The sequence below is a fragment of the Microvirga yunnanensis genome (assembly GCF_025460875.1).
The window spans coordinates 59,878-78,192 of the sequence record NZ_JAMXFI010000016.1 but is presented as its reverse complement, the minus strand read 5'-3'; the positions used below and the strand labels follow the sequence as shown (position 1 = coordinate 78,192).

The following is an 18,315-nucleotide window of genomic DNA, read 5'->3' as shown; positions in this document are numbered from 1 at the left end:
CCCCGGGTGGTCTTTACCCATGCCAAAAAACTTTCCAACACATTTTTGGCCCCGAGGCTCCCTCTCTTGACCGGCGCATCGGATGAGGCGGAAAACCGGGTCCACTTTTCCGTCCGATGCGCTAGAAGCCGGCCTCTCGTCCGGTGGCCGGTCGTCAATCTCGTGTGTCGCGTGTGGAACTCGCATGGCCGAAGCGGCCGAATCTCAGGGGTCAGGGCTCTCTTGTGGGCTCACACCGGTCTCATGCTGGCACGGGCACCGACTCGGGGAGCAGGCGCTCGGTTTTCAGGTCTCGCCAAAGCGCGGCAGGCACTTCGGTTTTGATCGCCTTCATGTTGCGTTCGACCTCCTCGGGAGAAGCGCCCCCGAGGATCACGGATGCCACAGCTGGCGCGCCAAGGGCGAACCGGAGGGCAGCGACCGCGATCGGGACACCGTGGGCTTCGCAGACGCGCTCGATCCGCGCGACCTTGTCCATCACTTCGGGCGGGGCCGGCACGTAGTTGAAATGAGCGCCGGGTTTGGCCCCGGTGGCCAGGATTCCGGAATTGTAGATGCCGCCGAGGATGACGCCGATCCCCTTCTGTTCGGCGAGCGGCAGAAACTCGTCCAGGGCGTCTTGATGGAGGAGCGAGTAGCGTCCAGCGAGCAGCACGCAATCGAAGTCTCCGGCCTTCACGAAGCGCACCGTCGTGTCGGATTCGTTGAGGCCGAGCCCCACTGCCTTGACGACGCCCTGGCTCCGGAGCTCGTGCACGGCTTTGTAGGATCCTTCCATTGCCTCCCGAAAGCGCTGGTCGGCCATCTCGGGGCCATGCGTCCAGACGTCCACGTCGTGCAGGAGGAGGATGTCGATGCGGTCGAGGCCGAGCCGCAGGAGGGACTGCTCGAAGGAGCGCATCGTACCGTCATAGGAATAGTCGACGATTGAGGCATGCGGCACGCCGCCGGCGAAGCCGGGACCTCCGACGCTGCGGCCCGGTTTGCGCGGGTCCATGCGCCTTCCGACCTTCGTTGAAAGCACGTACGAGTCCCGGGGAAAGCGTCGCAGCGCGGCGCCGAAACGCAGCTCCGAGAGACCGTTTCCGTAATGGGGCGAGGTATCGAACAGAGTCATGCCGGCGCGGTGGGCCGACTCGACCGTCGCGATGGCCCTGCCTTCGTCGAGCCGCTCGTACAGGTCCCCGACCGGCACTCCGCCGAATCCGAGAATGGTGACCGGGATGCCTGTCTTTCCGAGGGGGCGGGTAGGAAGCATGGGAACGCCTCTGAGGCTTGAGTGGAGGGGCGGGATCAGGCGGTTGCCCGAACCTTGGGGGTATCGGTGACGGTGTCGAGGTCGGGCGCCTGGCCGTAGCTCATCCTGCGCATCTGCTCGATCACTTGAGCCATCTGCGTCTCGGTGAGGCGCGGCGGTTCGCCGACCGCGAGCGCATGGACGTACATCTTGGCAAGGGTCTCGATCTCCACGGCCCGCCAGAGTGCGCGTTCGAAGGTGTCGGCAAGTACGATCAGGCCGTGATGCCCGAGAAGGCAGGCGCTGCGGTCCTGAAGGGCCGCAAGGGCGAGATCGGACAGGTCCTGAGTTCCGAAGCACGCGTAGGGCGAGCAGCGGATGTCCGTGCCGCCCGCGACGGCCACCATGTAATGGAAGGCGGGGATTCCGCGCTCGTGCACCGCCAACGTGGTCGCGTAGGTGGAGTGGGTATGGAGCACGACGTTGTGATCCGGACGGGCTCGCAGAATGTCGCGATGAAAGCGCCATTCTGAGGAGGGGCGATGACGTCCCTCGAACGTTGCGTCGAAGCCCATGACCACGATGTCCTCGGGTTCCATCCGCTCATAGGGCAGGCTGGTTGGCGTGATGAGGAACCCGTCGGGAATGCGGTGGGAGAGATTGCCGGAGGTGCCTTGGTTGAGGCCGATCCGGTTCATCTCGCGACATGTCTTGACCATGTCTGAGCGGAGGATATGGAAGGGGACTTGGGACATGGCGTTCTCGCGTTTCAGGCGGACAAGGCTGCAGGGTCAGGCTCAGCGGCCAGCCGCGCCCAGCGGACGGCAGCCTCGCGAAGGCCCGGGAGGACCAGGGGCTCGGATGGAAGGAGTGGGATCTTCACCGGCGCCGTACGCGAGAACCGCCCCCACAGGAGGCCGGCGCCCAGGGCGGTCCCGTGCGGAGACTGGCTCAGGGCGACGGGCTGGCCGGGGCGCAGCGCCGCGAGCAGACGGCCGAAGGCGATGTTGGTGGAGAACCCTCCGTCGACCACGATCGGCGCGCGGGAGCCCAATGCATCCAGGCAGGCGCTGGCCGTGAGTGCCGCGTAGAGTGCGGCGGCTGCGCCCGCCTCGGCCGCCGCGGCGGGTGGGGGGCCGGCGAAACGTCCGCGACGACCACTCCCGGGAAACAGGCCGTCGTGGGGACCGAACGAGGGGAGGGGCAAAGTCCCGCGCGCGATCAGGTCCCGCAGGGCTGCGATGGCGGCGTCGTCCGGAGCCGGTTCGGAGCCGGCGATCATCGCGTATTCGCGCCCTGTCATCGTCAGCGTCGAGGACACAATCTCTCCGTCGACGTCGACATTGGATACCATCGCCCGCGCGCCGTCCAGCCGATCGAGGGGGCAGCGGCGGTCGAATCCGATCATCCAGGTGCCGGTGGACAGAACGGTGTGGTCGGACAGCCCGGCTGCCTTGTAGCGGAAGAGGTTGGCATTGCTGTCGTGGACCCCGCAGAGCACCTCGGTATTCCGTGCAAGACCGGTTCGTGCCGCCCAATCGGGTCGCAGATGCCCGAGGACCTCGCCGGCGCAGGAAAGCGGAGGGAAAAGACGCGAGAAGCCGCGCCGTCGGACGAAGTTCGAGAGCGTGCCCGCCCGCGGGTTCCACACGTGGCCCTGCGCGCCGAGCTGCGAGACCTCGCTGGCCGGTACGCCGCCGAGCCTCCAGGCCACGTATTGCGCGGTCGTCAGGAAATGCTGCGCCTGCGCGAAGGCTTGCGGGAAGCACTCCGCCTGCCAGGTGAGCTGCTTGGCGAGCTGCATTGCACCGGCTCCGGTGAAGGAGAACACCTCCTCGTATGGTGGTCCTTCGAGAGCGTAGAGGGCATCTATCTCGGGCGGCGTCGCAGCCTCGTAATCCATCATCGGCAGAACGGCCCCGGCCTCGTCGACCAGCACGCCACCGCCGCCATGGGCGGTGGTGACGAGCGCGCTGATCTGGTGACGGCCAGCAAACCCAGCGAGGCCGTCGAGGAACCAGTCGATGATGCCGTCGATGTCGATTGCCGGATAGGGCTCGTCGAGCAGGAAGTCGTGAAGACGCGAGATCGAGGCGGTGCAATCCCCCTCAGGGTCGACGAGCACGAGCTTCAGATTGGTTTTCCCGATGTCGAGAACCGCTGCCTGTGGCTTGCCGGACCCAGTCATGGTCAACCGCCCCTGAGCCGCTGCCGCAGCTGGGTGGTGCCCGCGACCGCGATCAGTATGCCGCCCCAGATTGCCAGGGTCAGAAATGCGCTGAAGTTCAGGAGGTTGAACGCCGACGAGATGATCTGGAGCATGACGAGGGCCAGCACCAGCCCGCTCACCTTGCCGAAACCACCCATCGGGTTGATGCCCCCGAGCACCGCTGCGAGGATCGTGACGAGCAGATAGCTCTCACCATAGGAGGCATTGGCCGAGTTGAAGCGCGCCATCATGACAATGGCCGCCACGGCGGCGAGAAGGCTCGAGATCAGGTAGACCTTCAGGATCACGCGCCGCGTTTGAATCCCCGAAAACCGCGTCGCCCGCTCGTTGGAGCCGATCATGTAGATCGCCGCTCCCAGAGGCGTCCGGTTCAGCATGATCGCCAGCGGCAGCGCAGCGGCGGCGAAGACGAGAAGCGCCACCGGGATGCCCAGCACCGCTCCGTTCCCGATGAACACGATGGGCTCGGGGAAGCCGGAGATCACGTTGCCTCGCGTGGTGCCGACCGAGATTCCCTTGACCAGGGTCATCGTGCCGAGCGTTGCGAGGATAGGCGAGACCCGCAGATAAGCGATGACGAACCCGTTCACGAGTCCGATCAGCGCCGCAACGGCGAATCCCGCCGCGAGAGCCGCCACCTGGATCAGGACCCACGCCGCGCCTTCCGATCCCGGCACGAAGCGCGTGAGAATGGCTGCCATCGTCAGCGCGCACAGGTTGGCGGTCGCGATGACAGACAGGTTGATGCCCCCCGAGAGGAGCGTCACCATCATGGCGAGCGACAGGATGCCGAGCTCCGGCAGCTGGTAGGCCATGGATTGGAGGGATGCGGCCGAGAAGAGCTGCTCGCCGATCACGAGCCCAAAGGCCGCCAGCAGGATCGCGATCAGCACCAAGAGCCTCAGGTTGGCGCCGTCGCCGCCGAAGCCCCGCAATCGCTCGACGTACCCCATCCGACGAGGCTGGGCCTCGACCGCCGCGATCCCTTTGTCGAGCTGCCCGATCGTATCCGCAGGCTTGGAGGAGGTCAGGGGGTGGCTCATGGCGCGGCACTCCGCAGAGGATCCCGTGCCCATGCGAGCCTGCCCCCTTCCCGCATGTCGTGAGTGGACGTGGGTTGATTCATGCGACGGCACTCCCAGCCCGTCGCCTGAGGGTGAGCGAGGTCGAACTCACGGAGACGAGGATCACGAGCCCGACGAAGAACTGCGACCAGTATGACGAGATCCCCACCAGAACGAGACCGTTCTGCATCACGGCGAGGAGCGCCAGCCCCAGCACCGTGCCGAGCACCGTTCCGACGCCGCCGTTGAGACTCGCCCCGCCGAGGACCACCGCCGCCAGCACGTCGAGCTCACGACCGACGAGGACCGTAGGCGCCACGCTCTGGGCAAGCTGCGCCTGGGCGAGCGACGCGATGCCCGCCATGAAGCCCATATAGCCGTAGACGAAGAGGTTGAGGCCGAACACGTGGAAGCCGAGCCGCCCCGCGGCGTCCCGGTTGCCGCCGAGCGCATAGATCTGCCGTCCGATGGTGGTCCGGTTGAGCAGGACCCAAGTCGCCGTGAAGGCGAGCAGGAGCAGCAGGATCTGGAGGTTCACCCCGTAAGGGATCTGGTCCGCGTCCACGAATTCGAACCACCAGATCCCTTTCGAAAACCAGTCCGGCAGTGCATAGATGTACTGGCCGCCGGTGACGAAGACGAGCAGCCCGTAAAAGATGTTGAGCGTTGCGATCGTAACGATGATGCTCGAGATGCGCAGGCTTTCGATCAGCCAGGCGTTCAACAATCCGCAGGCGATCCCCGTTCCGACGGCGAGCCCGAAAGTCTCGGCCCAGCCCAGCCCATAGGCTTTGGCGAAAGAGAGGGCGAGATACTGCGCCACCGAGGCCGTCGCCGTGAATGAGATGTCAATCCCGCCGGCGACCAGAACGACGAGGAGCCCCGCCGCCAGGATGCCAAGGAAGGCATAGGAGGTGAGGAGGTCGAACAGATTCTGGAGCGTGAGAAAGCTCGGGGTCGCGATCGTGAGGACGGCGCCAAGCGTCAGCACGACGGCAAGGAGGCGGGCCTCGTGGCTATGCGAGAAGCGGCGGAGAGCGTCGATCATGAACGACCCTGCACGAATGCGGGCGCCGGATCCGGTGCGGGCCGCCCTGTTGCATTGCCGAAAGTGAGGCAGGTGGCAGGAACGAACTCAAGCATTCACGGCCACCCTGAGCTCGGCTTCCGAGGTGCGGTGCGGTCGGAACTCGCCAGTGAGCCGCCCCGCCCGCATGACCAGCACGCGATGGCTGTGGAAGAGCACCTCCGGAATCTCGTCGGAAATCATGATCACGGCGACGCCTTCCGCCGCCAGCCGCTTGACGATCTCGTAGATCCCGTCCTTAGCGCTGATATCGACCCCGACCGTGGGGCTGTCCAGGATGAGGACGCGCGGGTTGGTCGCCATCCATTTCGCCAGGACCACGCGCTGCTGGTTGCCCCCGGAGAGGGTCTTGACCGGATTCGCGGGGTCGGAAACCTTGATGCCGAGGTCCTGGATCCAGCGCCGCACGGTCTCGCGTTGCCGCTTCGGATCGATAAGGCCGAGGCGCCCCGCCAGGCGGTCGAGGACGGTCACCACGGTATTGGCCGATATCGACTGGTCGAGCACAAGGCCGAGGGTCAGGCGATCCTCGGAGACATACGCGACACCGTTCTCGATGGCCTCCCGGTTGGTGCGCATCGTGAGCGGCCGCCCTGCAATCCGAATGGTGCCCGAGTCCGCGGGGTTCATTCCGAAGAGAGACAGCGCAAGCTCCGTTCGCCCTGAGCCGAGAAGCCCCGTGATGCCGAGGATCTCGCCCTCGTGCACCCGCAGATCGACGTTCTCGTACTCGCCGCGCCGCGTGAGGCCCTCGACCTCCAGAACGACGGGTCGCCCGGTTAGGTCGATATCCCTCAGATCGTAGCGAAATTCCTTGCCGGTCATCAGCACGGCGAGCCGGTGGTCGTCCATTTCGGCTGCGTCGTAGGTTCCGACCTTGCGCCCGTCGCGCAGCACCGTGACGCGCTCGGCGACCTCCATCACCTCGTCCAGGCGGTGGCTCACGAAGACGACGCAGATGTTGCGCGACTTCAGCTCCCGGACAAGCGAGAGCAACGCGTCCACCTCGTGGCGGGTGAGCGATGCCGTTGGCTCATCCATGATGACGAGGCGTGCGTCCGCGGCCATGGCCCGGCAGATCGCAACGAGTTGCCGGTCTGCAATCGAGAGCGTCTCCACACGGGCATGCAGATCGAGGACGACGCCGATGCGCGCCATGGCGCTCCGTGCGGTCTCGTCGATCGCCCGCCAGTCCACGACCCGGGGCCGGCCGAGATGCCCGCTTACCGCAATGTTTTCGGCAACGGTGAGGTTCGGGAAGAGAGACAGGTCCTGATAGATCACCTGGACGCCAAGCCGGGTGCTCTCGACCGGGGTGAGCCGCGTGTGCTCGGTCCCCGCGATGACAATGCGACCGCCCGCTTCCGGTGGCTGCACGCCCGAGATGATCTTGATGAGCGTCGACTTGCCGGACCCGTTCTCGCCGACCAGGCAGTGGACTTCACCTGCCTCGAGCGTGAGGCAGATGTCCTCCAGCGCTCGGACACCCCCAAAGCGCTTTGAGATATGCTGCAGTTCGAGGAAGGCCATGGAGCGGATCCTTGGTGACCGTTACCAGCGCGGGTGTCTGCCCCGCGCTGGTCGCTCGCATCCGCGGTTTACAGGCCCTGGGCGATCAGGCCGTCCACCGTGTCCTTGTTGATGCGCATGATCTTGTCCACCTTGATCTGCCGCCCAGCGACATCGACTTCGGCCTTACCGAGACCGGGAATCTCGACCCCGTCCTTGATCTCCTTGCCGTCCGAAACGAGCTTGGCCACGGCCACCATGGCGTAGCCGGCGTCGGTCGGGTTCCAAAGGAATCCCTCGCGAATCGTGCCATCCATAATCAAAGGCTTGGCCTGGGAGGGGAGCACCGTGCCGACCACCGCGATCTTGCGCCCGAGCCGCTTCTCGCGCACCGCGTTGCCAGCCCCGATGGGACCATTCGACCCGAAGCCCAGGATGCCCTTGAGGTTGGGATAGGCCTTGATCACGTCCAGTGTGGTCCGGTAGCTGGTGTCGATCTCGTCCGCGCCGGGGAAACGGTCGGTGACGAGCTTCATCTTAGGGTAATGCTCTTTCTGATAGGCGATCGCCGCATCCGCCCATTTGTTGTGGAGCGGGGTCGTGAGCGTACCGACATAGACGACGTACTCGCCCTCTTCACCCATCTCCTGCGCAAGGCGCTTCATCTGCTCCTCGCCGAACTTCTTGGAGTCGATGAGCTCCACGTTCCAGGTGCGGCCTTCCTGTTCGGGGCCTTCATGGGTGATGACGGGAATACCAGCGGCTTGGGCCCGCTTGAGCACGGGTTCAGTGACTTTCACGTCGAGAGGAACAAGGCCGATCACGGCAACCTTCTTGGCGATCAGATCCTCCAGCAGCTTCACCTGCTGGGCCGGATCGACGTTGGCGGGGCCGACCATGGAGGCGTTCATCCCAAAGTCCTGACCGCCCTTCTTGATCCCCTTCTCGACTGCGTTGAACCAAGGAATTCCGGCAATTTTGACGACCGCTACCATCTCCTTCTGGCTTTGGGCGAAAGCCGTCACAGGCACCGCGAGGAGCCCAGCGGCAACGACGGCACCGAACGTCGAGAGCAGTTCACGCTTGTTCATGGTTTTCCTCCCTGCAGGCCCTGAGGCCTGTATGCTTGTGTTTTTTGATTTTTCGGATCTCGGAGTGGGCCCGGGCCGCCCAGCCTGCCGGAAACTGTAGAACGCGGGGCAATACCTCCTACGCGCGAGTGGCAGAACCCAAAAATAATACGTACCTGAGTCACCGCATGCGACAAATACCACGGGCGAGATATTTGGAATGAACGGGAGCGCAGGACTCGGCTATTTAGCATTATACTTCACTCTTGATTCGACAGGAGCCCCTCATGGCCGGGCCGATCGGGGTGCGGCGGTGCGCGTACAACCGCGCGATCATGCCTTCCTCGTCGAGCCCGATCAGCCGCGAGGAGCTGGAGCATAAGGTTTCGTGGGGCAGGGTAGCGAACCTGTAGAAAGGCGCGTAATGGTGTTGTGTTGGCGGGCACCTGAAATTGATCCGGTGCTGGGTGCCCCGCAGATGATCATGCTCTCCAAGATGGCTCACACTGCGGCATTTGCGCTAATGTCTGAACGTTGGCATCAACCAGTGTGGCTTCGAGAGAACGCATGGAGTAGTCGCGATGGAAATCTCGGAGCAGGACATTCAACCCGGTGATCCGGGTCAGCCGGAAGCCCGTCAGCCACTCTATCTCGCAGTCTACGGCTCACTGCGGGACGAAATCCAAGTCGGCAAATGGGAGATCGGTGCCTCCCTTCCGTCGGAGGCGGATCTGTCGGACCGGTTCCAGGTCAGCCGCATCACGACACGCCACGCACTCCGGCTGCTAGAAGCTGATGGTTACATCAGGAAGGCGCAATCGAGGCGCCCGGTCGTCACCGCCATGGCTCCTCCCCGTCGGGAAGGCTGGTTCATGGACTCCCTCGCCGACATCGTGGCGATGGTGGGCAATGCACGTCTCGACATCGGCAGTTGGAGGCTGGAGCGCTCCGCTCCAGACGCGAGGGACTTCGAACTGCCGCTCGCAGCCCGGCTCCACTGCCTGCGCGGGACGCTTTCGCGTAACGGGCGGCCCTATGCCCGATCGATCATCTATTTCCCACCGGAGGTCGGGGCACGGCTGTCCCGCGGCGCTTTCGACGACGCCGTGGTCTTTCGTGTGCTCCAGCGGGAACTGGGCATCCTCATTGAGGATGTAAGGATGACCGTTTGGGCGGAACTGGCTACGGAGGAGGATGCCCGCGATCTCAGGTGCGAGGTGGGCGACGCCATCTTGGCAACCCGATTGCTGTACCGTGACGAGAACGAGTCCCTCATCGAGATCGCCTACAGCCGCGCCCTCGCATCCGAGGCCCGATTGTCCACCCATTTGGTCACCTCGACGAGGGATTCTTGACAATTCCTTCGACAAAGGTTGTTATAACAAGTTGAGGGTATAACCCAGCCGCAAGCTCGGACGCCCTAGAGGGAAACGCCATGCAGGTCGGCCTCCAAGGGAAGGTCGCACTGGTGACTGGCGCGGCGCAAGGGATCGGCCGTTCCATAGCCGATACGCTGGCGCGAAACGGCGCGCGGGTCATCTATACGGACCTCGACTTCGATCGTGTGGCCGAGGCTGCACGCAGTTCAGCTCCGTGCAATGAAGGGCATCTCGCTTTCGCGATGGATGTCTCCGACGGCTCCGGCATCGACGCAACGGTAGCCGAGGCGGCAGAGGCCGCGGGCCGGATCGATATCCTCGTCAACAATGCCGGCATCGGCGTGAGAGCGGCAGACCGAAAGACCATCGACGAATTCCCGGTCGATACCTGGGAGGAGATGCTCAGGATTGATCTGACCGGTGTGTTCCGGGTCAGTCGCGCGGTCATTCCGCACATGAAGTCGCAGCGCTCCGGACGGATCATCAACATCGCATCCGTCCTAGGCCTCGTGCCGATGCGCCTTCAAAGCTCCTACGTGGCCGCGAAGGCAGGCGTTGTGAACCTGACCCGTTCGATGGCGCTCGAGCTGGCGCCTCATGGCATCCTGGTCAACGGGATCGCTCCGGGCTCGACGGCAACGGAAGGCTGGAAACGCTGGATCGGTGCCGCAGAAAGCGAGGAGCTCGACCTCCACGCGAGGCTGCTGTCGCATATCCCCCTGGGGAGGCCCGCCTCGACGCAGGAAATCGCGAATGGCGCGCTTTTCCTGGCGGCCCCGGAAAGCTCCTACATCACGGGGCATGTCCTTCCCATCGACGGCGGTTGGACCGCCGGCTTCGCGCGGGATTTCTGAACCATGGCGCAATTGCAGCGGAACATCGGTCGCGAAGAACTCAGCAACCGGCTTCCGCTGCCGGAGGGGATCTCCGCCCAAGCGATGCTTGATCTCTACAGGAGCATGGTCCTCCTCAGGAAGTTCGAGCTGGCAGCGCAGGTCGCGTGCCGCACCGGAGAGACACCTGGCTTCCTCCACCTTTATGTGGGCCAGGAGGCGACTGCCTCTGGCATCTGCGCTCACCTGCGGCCGACCGACTGGATCACGTCCACGCATCGCGGCCATGGGCATGCGCTGGCGAAGGGCATGGACCCGAGCGTGCTCATGGCGGAGCTCTATGGGAAGCACGACGGGTGCTGCGGCGGCCGCGGCGGCACCATGCACCTGTACGATCCGGCGATCGGACTCTTCGGGACGAATGGTCTGGTGGGAGGAGGGATTCCCTCGGCGGTCGGGGCTGCCATCAGCGCCAAGTATCGGGGCACGCGGGACGTCTCGGTCGCCTTCTTCGGGGACGGAGCGACCAATCATGCCGCCTTCCATGAAGCGCTGAACTTCGCCGGGGTGAGGCGGGCTCCCGTCGTGCTGGTCTGCGAGAACAATCTCTATGCGACGGCAACCGCGCTCTCGTCGGTCACCCTCAACCCCGAGATCGCGAGCCGGGCGGCTGCCTATGGCATTCCAGGCATCGCCGTCGACGGCAACGACGTGATAGCGGTCTGGCAGGCGGCCCGCGACGCGGTGGAGCGCGCCCGAAACGGACATGGGCCGACGCTCATCGAGGCGAAAACCTACCGCACTGTCGGCCATCACGAGGGCGATCCCGTGATCGGCATTTACCGGACCCAGGAGGAAGTGGACGAGTGGACAAGGCGGTGTCCGGTCGAGACCTTCAGGCGCCGGATCGTGGAGGACTACGCGATCGTCACGGGACGTGAGCTCGACCGGATCGACGCTTCCGTCGACGCCTCGGTCAAGGCTGCCATCGAATATGCCCGCCGGTCGCCCGCACCGGAGCCGGAGACCTATTCGCTTCACGTCTTCGCGGATCCGATCAACCCGACCGAGGCGACGGCAGCGATGCCCCGAGGCCGTCCCACGGTCGAGACGGGGTGGCTCGACGCCGTCAGGGACGGAATCGCCGAGGAGATGCGTCGCAACCGCGACCTGATCTATTTCGGGGAGGGGACCGGCGAGCGCGGGGGCACCTTTGCGCACACCAAAGGATTGTACCAGGAATTCGGCGGGGATCGCATGGTCGACACGCCGATCTCGGAACTCGGCTTCACCGGCGCGGCGCTCGGGGCGTCCGCCACGGGCACTCGCTGCATCGCGGATCTCATGTTCGCGGACTTCCTGTTCGAGGCGGCCGGACAGATCGTCCTGCAGGCAGCGAAACTGCGCTACATGTCGAACGGCCAGATGCAGGCTCCCATGGTCGTTCGCGTCGGCGCAGGAGCGGTTCGGTCGGCAGGCCCGCACCACTCGGGCACCTACCATCCGGTCTGGGCGCACGTTCCGGGGCTCGTCGTCTGCCTTCCTTCAACGCCTGCCGATGCCAAGGGGCTGATGAAGACGGCCCTCAGGGCGCGCGATCCAGTCATCATGCTGGAGACGAAGGCATTGTTCTCGTCGAAGGGTCCTGTGCCGCAAGGCGAGCATTTCGTGCCCTTCGGGCTCGCCCGAATTGCCCGGAAGGGGACTGACCTCACCATCGCCAGCGCCGGGCAACTCGTAATCAAGTCACTTGAGGCCGCCGACATCCTGGCCGAGGACGGCATCTCCGTTGAAGTCATCGATTTGCGAACGATTCAACCGCTGGACGTGGAAACCGTGGCCGACAGCGTCAGGCGCACCCATCGCCTTCTCGTCGTGGACGAGGCCTATGCGATGTTCGGGGTCGGCGCCGAGCTCGGCCAATCCATGAACGAACTCTGCTTCGATCATCTGGACGCGCCCGTCGCCCGTCTTCACACGGCGCCCGTGACTCACCCCTTCGCGCCGTCTCTCGAAGGCGCCATGCTCGTATCGACGGATCGCATTGTCGCCGCTGCGAGGAGGCTTCTGCGCGGTGAGGTCGATCCCATCGACCGGGCGGGCCGGTTTGCCGCTGCCGGACGTGGGGCGGCAGAGGAGGTCGATAATCTCCCGGTTCGTCAAACCCGGCCTCATGTCGAAGCTGTGGCGCCCATGCGCGGCAGTATCGAAGGTATTCCGATCACGATGCCCTTCGGCGACCTGACGGTCAATGAAGGCAAGCTCGTCAAATGGTACCGCCGTCTCGGGGACAGCGTCGCTCAGGGCGATCATGTAGCGGATATCGAGACGGACAAGGCTGTCGTCGAGATCGAATCCCCCGCCAGCGGAGTTCTCGCCGAGATACTGGCGGCGGATGGGGCGACGGTGGCCATGGGATCTCCCATCGGGATCGTTCGGGAGGCGAGCTGATGCGCATATTGCTGTCTCAATTCAGGTATCCCGATGATCGACTCGAGCGGCAGACGTTAGGCCGCGAAGGCGAACTCATCGTGCAAACCGGCAGCGGTGGCGCGTGGTCCACAATGCCGGACGATGTGCGTGCGAGCATCGATGGCATCATTCACTCTCCCCCGGGCACGGACGTGGATGGCCGCCCCTCGGACTACCCAAACGCCAGGGCGCTTGTCCGATCCGGGGTCGGGTATGACGGGCTGGACCTTGAGGCCTGGGGCCGCAACGGCACGGCCGTCTTCAACGTACCGGATTACGGCACCTCGGAAGTCGCCGATCACGCGATCGGTCTGATGCTGGCACTCACCCGGGGGGTGGTGACCTACAACGATGCCATACGCGCCGACCCGGCGACCGGTTGGACGCAGGGCATCGCGCCTGCCGTTCGCCGGCTGAGGGATGCCGTTTTCGGGATCGTGGGTCTTGGCCGCATCGGGTTGGCCGCTGCGATGCGGGCCCGTTCCTTTGGCATGCGGATCGCCTTCTACGATCCGTACCTTCCATCCGGCATGGAGATCGCCGTCGGGGCGCAGCGATGCGCCAGCCTCCATGAGTTGATGGCGATCTCCGACGTCGTCAGCATCCACGCGCCCTCGAGCGAGGCGACTCGTGGTCTTATCGGCGCCGAGGCGCTGGCGCACGCAAAACCCGGTCTTATCCTGATCAACACCGCACGCGGCTCGATCGTCGATCTCGACGCGTTGCACGACGCTCTCAGGACGGGGCGGATCATGGCCGCCGGGCTTGACGTCCTGTCGAAGGAGCCGGCGGACCCTGCGCATCCGCTGATCGACGCCTGGCGCCGCAGAGACGAGTGGTTGTCAGGGCGTTTGGTGCTCACGCCTCATGCCGCCTTCTATTCGCCTTCATCCGTCATCGACATGCGTGTGAAGAGCATGGAGACCGTCCTCCGGCACCTCCGCAGCGGAGACCTCGCCAACTGCGTCAACAGGGAGTTTCTCGTGCGCCGCCCGGCGCGATCCGGGGAAGAATGAACAAGACCTAGTACGAGCCCGAGCGTCCGGGCAGCGGCAAGCGGAAAGGTGACCCATTGAACTATACGTTCCAGTTTGGCACCGTGCTGGACCACTTTCCGGACCTGCTCGCCGGAGCCGTGCTGACGATCCGCTTGTCCGCGCTCACGATGGTCTTCGGATTGTTCATCGGCATGCTGTGCGCGGTGGCCAAAGCCTATGGGCCACGACCGTTCCGGTGGTTGGCGACGTTCTACATCGAACTCATCCGTAACACGCCATTCCTGATCCAGCTCTACTTCGTGTTCTTCGCGCTTCCTCACCTAGGGGTGCGCCTCAGTCCCAACAACTCCGCCCTGCTCGCGATGGTGATCAACCTCGGCGCCTACTCGGCCGAGATCGTGAGGGCCGGAGTCGAGTCCATCCCACACGGCCAGATCGAGGCTGGACGGGCTCTCGGACTCAAGCGGTTGCAAATCATCCGCTTCTTGATCCTGTTCCCGGCCCTGAAGGCGGTCTACCCTGCACTCACGAGCCAGTTCATTCTCGTCCTCCTCGGGTCGAGCATCGTCTCCGCCATTGCCGCGGACGAGCTCACTGCCGTCGCGAATACCCTCAACTCGCAGACATTCCGGAGCTTCGAGATCTACACGATCGTGGCCCTGATGTACGTGGCGATCGTGTTCGGGTTCAGGGCTATATTCACGTCGATCTACGCCTACGCCTTCGCGAGGCGCGGATGAGTTCGAGAGGCATGAACATTGCTGAGAACTTTCACTCTCCACGAGGTTTGGATTCTCGTCCTCGCAGCCCGATGGACGATCGCCTTGTCGCTCGCAGCGTTCGCCGGCGGAGGAGCGGTCGGTTTGATCCTCGCCATTGCACGGATCTCGCCGTTCAAAGCGCTGCGATACATCGCGTCCGGCACTATCCAATTCGTGCAGGCGATACCGGCGCTCATGCTCCTGCTCCTGTTCTATTACGGCCTGAACCTGTTTGGTATCCGGATCGACGCATGGACCGCGGCGGTGCTCGCATTCACTCTGTCCACAAGCGCCTTCCTGGCGGAGATCTGGCGCGGCTGCCTTCAGGCCGTTCCAGCGGGACAATGGGATGCGGCCCGATCGCTCGGGCTGAACTTCCCGAAAGCCCTGATCCTGGTGATCATCCCACAGGCGGTTCGGATGGCCCTGCCGCCGACGGTCGGTTACATGGTGCAGGTCGTGAAGGGAACCTCTCTCGCGGCTCTGATCGGCTTCACGGAACTCGCGAAGGCCGGCGCCCAGATCAACACCATCACCTTCGAGCCCGTTCTCGTCTTCGGAACGGTCGCTGGCATCTACTTTCTGATTTGCTGGCCCCTGTCGCTGCTCAGCGGCTATCTCGAACGGCAACTGAAGGTTGGTCACGTGAACGTCCAGGCCATGTGACCAAGCGCGATACGGCTGGCGGGCGAGGGAAGTCCGCGTGCGACGTATGACCGTCACAATGGCGGTCTGAAAAGGAGGGAGGAGACCATGGCTATGCGAGGAATCATGAAGTCCCTGCTTGCGCTGACGGCATTCGCGATCGTCGGCTTGTCCACGATACCGGGAGAAGCCCAGACCGTCGATGAGATCATCAAGCGCGGCAAGGTCGTCATCGCCATCGACACGACGGTGCCGCCTTACGGCATGCTCGACACCAACAACCAGCCGACCGGTATCGACGTCGAAGTGGCGAATCTTATCGGCAAGAATCTCAAGGTTCCCGTCGAGTTCGTCACGGTGAATTCGCCCGGGCGTATTCCCGCGCTGCTCAGCAACCGTGTCGACATGGTGGTCGCGATCTTCTCGATCACGGCGGAACGGGCCCTTCAGGTGTCGTTCTCGATCCCGTATGCGGGACAGTCGGCCGTCCTCATCGCGCCCAAGACGAGCAGCATCAAAGGCCCAGACGACCTCAAGACGCTGAAAGTCGGCGTCACGCGCGGCGCGCTGGAGGACGGCGCCCTCACGCAAATGAACCCAGCCGGCATGAACCTGCTTCGTTTCGATGACGGACCCTCGGTTGCACAGGCCATGCTGTCCGGCCAGATTGACGCCATGGGCGGCGGAGATTACGGCGAGATCTATCTCCGAAAAGGTGCCAAGGGTGAAGAATACGAGCAGAAATTTCCCTTGAGAGCGGCCCATTTCGGAATCGGTATCCGCCGGGGCAATCCCGATCTGCTGCAATGGCTGAACACATTCGTCTATCAGATCAAGAACAGCGGCGAACTGGATGCGATCTCCCGCAAGTTCCGCAATGGCCAGCCTATGATTCCGCTGCCGGTGTTCTAGATTTCCTAAACCAGCAGGGATGCCGTTCATTCGGCATCCCTCGTCGAACGCGCTATGCCTCTGAGGAGAGCCGATGAGTTCCGCTTCCGCTGCGATGATCGTCCCGCCGGATAGGCTTCGGGACATCGTCGTCACGATTTTTTCGGCAGTCGGATCGACCGATCGGGAAGCGCGACTCGTCGCCGATCACCTCGTCGAGGCGAACCTGCGCGGTCACGATTCCCACGGGGTCGGCATGATCCCCGCTTACATCGCCAATGCACTCGACGGCAGCCTGGTCCTTAATCAGACGTTGTCGATCGCCGTGGACAGCGGCCCGTTCGTCATTTGCGACGGCGGCTCAGGCGTCGGTCAGGTTATGGCCCGCGATGCGATGGAGGCTGGGATCGAACGGGCGGCGCAGACCGGCGCCTGCATCGTGGGGCTGCGGAATTCGCATCACATTGGCCGCATCGGTCACTGGGCTGAGCAATGCGCTACAGCCGGCCTCATCTCCATCCATTTCGTCAATGTCGTCAGTACCCCGGCGGTCGCGCCGTTCGGGGGCACCAAGGCGCGGGTCGGCACCAATCCGTTCGCGGTCGGAATCCCGCGGGCCGGCAAGCCCCCTATCGTGGTCGATTTCGCGACAAGCCGACTTGCGGCCGGGAAGGTCCAGGTCGCCCTCAACAAAGGTGTTTCCATTCCAGAAGGAGCCTTGCTGGACGCCGGCGGCCACCCAACGACTGATCCATCCGACCTGTTCACGGACCCGCCGGGCGCCCTCGTGCCTTTTGGGGAGCACAAGGGTTGGGGACTGTCCGTTGCCTGCGAACTCCTCGGCGCGGCACTGATCGGCGGCAAGACTCAATCGGGTCCAAAACGGGGCAACGGTATCATCAACTCCATGCTGTCCATCCTCGTCTCCCCGGACCGCCTCGGCACGAGGGCGAGCCTGGACGATGAGACAAACGCGTTCGTCTCATGGGTTCGGTCGGAGGCAACCCGCGCCTCGGCAATCCTCATGCCGGGCGACCCGGAGCGGGAAACCCGGCAGTGGCGCAAGGCTAACGGAATCCCGATCGATGCGAGGACCTGGGACGAGATCGGGGCGGCAGCCAAATCCGTGGGCGTGCCAAGACTTGACTGATCGGACGGATAGGCAACACGGAATCCCGCTTTTCCGGCTCTGAGACGGCTTTTCCTTTGAAGCGAAGATTCTAGAGCCTCGGACCCAAAAGTGGACACCACTTTTGGGATCCATCCGAGGCTCCTTCTCTTGACCGGCGCATCGGAAGAGACGGACCCAGCGGGCCGCGCCAGCGAAAACCGGGTCCACTTTTCGCTGACGCGGCCCGCTGGGTCCGTCCGATGCGCTAGGTGAGTTTCTGATTCCGGCATCGACGGGAGATCGGGATCGATCTGTCTGTACGCGAGGTGCTGGCGAGGATCATCACCGTTCCAGAGGTGTCAAAACCTTCTAAAATGAGAACTGTTGCCAGCGCCTGCTCAAGGCGACGCTGTGGCTGAATGGGCGAATGTGCCCGGCCTGCGGCTGTCGCCGCTCCAGCGCATCGATGGGCCGAGAGAACGGGAAGCGGGCCCGCCCCGGGCTGTGCCTGGGTAGAGCGACCGAATACAGTGCGGCGCCTCGCAAAGGCGGATTGATCGAAGGATCGCTGCCGTCGAGGCGAGCTCGAACTGCCAAGACCGATGCGCTGCCGTATGGACGCGTCTCAAGCCCTCGTCGGGAAAGGCTTGGACTTGGGAACCTATCGCTTAGGAGCTTTTCGGGCTGCGCTCTCCATCCCCTGCGGGTTCTGCTCGGCTCCCTCCCGGAGCACCTTCGCGGCAGCGTCCTGTTCCTGCTCCAGAGGCGCGGAGATGGGCGCAGTGTCGCCGCGAGCTTCGAGACCTTGCTCCTGGGGCTTCCGGCTCCCCGCCTTCGCGGCGGATTTCAGGGAGCGTAGAGCCTCTGGCTGTTGACCATCCTGCATGCGATCAGGCATCGGGCGAACTCCTCCTAGGCAGCTTCGTCGCCATTCCCTAGCGCATCGTACGGACGAGAAGGACCTGACGATGCGCCGCTTAGGGACGTGAGCATCGGATCCAAAAGCGGGTCCGATGCTCTAAAGGCAA

General features: G+C 64.0%; 16 protein-coding genes. 8 read left to right on the top strand and 8 right to left on the bottom strand.

The window, feature by feature from the left end:
* Positions 1–241 precede the first annotated feature (241 nt).
* From NF876_RS10840 to NF876_RS10810, 7 genes are all read right to left on the bottom strand, one after another.
* Positions 242–1,258, bottom strand: coding sequence for an aldo/keto reductase (locus NF876_RS10840; protein ID WP_262268812.1), 1,017 nt, complete (start codon positions 1,256–1,258; stop codon positions 242–244).
* A 35-nt stretch (positions 1,259–1,293) separates the two neighbouring features.
* Positions 1,294–1,992 carry a class II aldolase/adducin family protein gene (locus NF876_RS10835; protein WP_262268811.1) on the bottom strand — a complete coding sequence of 233 codons (699 nt, stop codon included), beginning with the start codon at positions 1,990–1,992 and terminating at the stop codon, positions 1,294–1,296.
* A gap of 14 nt (positions 1,993–2,006) precedes the next feature.
* Positions 2,007–3,425: an FGGY family carbohydrate kinase gene (locus tag NF876_RS10830; protein ID WP_262268810.1), complete on the bottom strand. Its 1,419-nt coding sequence runs from the start codon at positions 3,423–3,425 to the stop codon at positions 2,007–2,009.
* A 2-nt stretch (positions 3,426–3,427) separates the two neighbouring features.
* A complete protein-coding gene (locus NF876_RS10825; RefSeq protein ID WP_262268809.1) occupies positions 3,428–4,510 on the bottom strand; it encodes an ABC transporter permease in 1,083 nt (360 codons plus the stop codon).
* Between the two features lie 79 nt (positions 4,511–4,589).
* Entirely contained in the window at positions 4,590–5,579 is a 990-nt protein-coding gene (locus NF876_RS10820; protein ID WP_262268808.1) for an ABC transporter permease, read from the bottom strand.
* 87 nt (positions 5,580–5,666) lie between these two features.
* Positions 5,667–7,148, bottom strand: coding sequence for a sugar ABC transporter ATP-binding protein (locus NF876_RS10815; RefSeq protein WP_262268807.1), 1,482 nt, complete (start codon positions 7,146–7,148; stop codon positions 5,667–5,669).
* Positions 7,149–7,216: 68 nt separating this feature from the next.
* A complete protein-coding gene (locus NF876_RS10810; RefSeq protein WP_373371404.1) occupies positions 7,217–8,203 on the bottom strand; it encodes an autoinducer 2 ABC transporter substrate-binding protein in 987 nt (328 codons plus the stop codon).
* A 575-nt stretch (positions 8,204–8,778) separates the two neighbouring features.
* On the opposite strand from NF876_RS10810, the gene NF876_RS10805 reads away from it, so the two are divergent.
* From NF876_RS10805 to NF876_RS10770, 8 genes are all read left to right on the top strand, one after another.
* The gene (locus NF876_RS10805; RefSeq protein ID WP_262268805.1) at positions 8,779–9,552 is read left to right on the top strand and encodes a GntR family transcriptional regulator; all 774 of its coding nucleotides are present in this window, start codon (positions 8,779–8,781) and stop codon (positions 9,550–9,552) included.
* An 80-nt stretch (positions 9,553–9,632) separates the two neighbouring features.
* Positions 9,633–10,430: an SDR family NAD(P)-dependent oxidoreductase gene (locus tag NF876_RS10800; protein WP_262268804.1), complete on the top strand. Its 798-nt coding sequence runs from the start codon at positions 9,633–9,635 to the stop codon at positions 10,428–10,430.
* 3 nt (positions 10,431–10,433) lie between these two features.
* On the top strand, positions 10,434–12,860 hold the full coding sequence (locus tag NF876_RS10795) for a thiamine pyrophosphate-dependent enzyme (RefSeq protein ID WP_262268803.1): 2,427 nt from the start codon (positions 10,434–10,436) through the stop codon (positions 12,858–12,860).
* A complete protein-coding gene (locus NF876_RS10790) occupies positions 12,860–13,897 on the top strand; it encodes a C-terminal binding protein (RefSeq protein ID WP_262268802.1) in 1,038 nt (345 codons plus the stop codon). The genes NF876_RS10795 and NF876_RS10790 overlap by 1 nt, the downstream gene beginning before the upstream one ends.
* Before the next feature lie 56 nt (positions 13,898–13,953).
* On the top strand, positions 13,954–14,619 hold the full coding sequence (locus tag NF876_RS10785; protein WP_262268801.1) for an amino acid ABC transporter permease: 666 nt from the start codon (positions 13,954–13,956) through the stop codon (positions 14,617–14,619).
* Positions 14,620–14,637: 18 nt separating this feature from the next.
* Complete coding sequence (locus tag NF876_RS10780) at positions 14,638–15,306, top strand: amino acid ABC transporter permease (RefSeq protein ID WP_373371396.1); 669 nt, start codon at positions 14,638–14,640, stop codon at positions 15,304–15,306.
* Between the two features lie 87 nt (positions 15,307–15,393).
* The gene (locus NF876_RS10775; RefSeq protein ID WP_262268800.1) at positions 15,394–16,197 is read left to right on the top strand and encodes a transporter substrate-binding domain-containing protein; all 804 of its coding nucleotides are present in this window, start codon (positions 15,394–15,396) and stop codon (positions 16,195–16,197) included.
* A gap of 73 nt (positions 16,198–16,270) precedes the next feature.
* A complete protein-coding gene (locus NF876_RS10770; protein WP_262268799.1) occupies positions 16,271–17,326 on the top strand; it encodes a malate/lactate/ureidoglycolate dehydrogenase in 1,056 nt (351 codons plus the stop codon).
* Positions 17,327–17,948: 622 nt separating this feature from the next.
* On the opposite strand, the gene NF876_RS10765 is transcribed toward NF876_RS10770, so the two are convergent.
* Positions 17,949–18,185, bottom strand: coding sequence for a hypothetical protein (locus NF876_RS10765; protein ID WP_262268798.1), 237 nt, complete (start codon positions 18,183–18,185; stop codon positions 17,949–17,951).
* Positions 18,186–18,315 lie beyond the last annotated feature (130 nt).